This is a genomic window from Vibrio sp. 1-Bac 57, assembly GCF_037546855.1.
Lineage (GTDB): Bacteria > Pseudomonadota > Gammaproteobacteria > Enterobacterales > Psychromonadaceae > Psychromonas.
In genome coordinates, this window is the sequence record NZ_JALAAC010000107.1 from 1 (window position 1) to 701 (window position 701).

Annotated in this window: 1 protein-coding gene; it reads left to right on the forward strand. The window is 47.9% G+C overall.

Annotated features, from left to right (window positions below):
• A partial coding sequence (locus tag MT391_RS20715) for an Ig-like domain-containing protein (protein WP_499499984.1) occupies positions 1–701 on the forward strand: 701 nt, incomplete at both ends.

The window sequence follows — 701 nt, forward strand, 5'->3', positions numbered from 1 at the left end:
AGCTAACGATACCGCGACGACTAACGAAGATGCGGCAATTGATATCGATGTGCTTGCAAATGACGATGACTCAACCGATGGCACTGCAGCGGCGGTCTCGCCAGTAGAAAGCGTGACTCAAGGTACCAATGGTATCGTGACTATCAACGCTGATGGCACGGTGAAATACACACCAAATGCTGACTTTAACGGCACGGATAGCTTTACTTATACCAACGAAGAAGGCCAAGAAGCCACGGTTAATGTCACTGTGGATGCGGTTAATGATTTAACGGTTGTGGCTGATGATACCGCGACGACTAACGAAGATGCGGCAATTGATATCGATGTACTTGCGAATGACACCGATACGGTTGATGGTACTGAAGCGGCTGTTTCGCCAGTAGAAAGCGTGACTCAAGGTACCAATGGTATCGTGACTATCAATGCCGATGGCACGGTGAAATACACACCGAATGCTTACTTTAACGGGTCGGATAGCTTTACTTATACCAATGAAGAAGGTCAAGAAGCCACGGTTAATGTCACGGTCGATGCCGTGAATGATTTAACGGTTGTGACTAACGATACCGCGACGACTAACGAAGATGCAGCGATTGATATCGATGTGCTTGCGAATGATGATGACTCAACCGATGGCACTGAAGCAGCGATCTCGCCAGTAGCCTCTGTTACCCAAGGTAGTAACGGTTCAGTAGTAG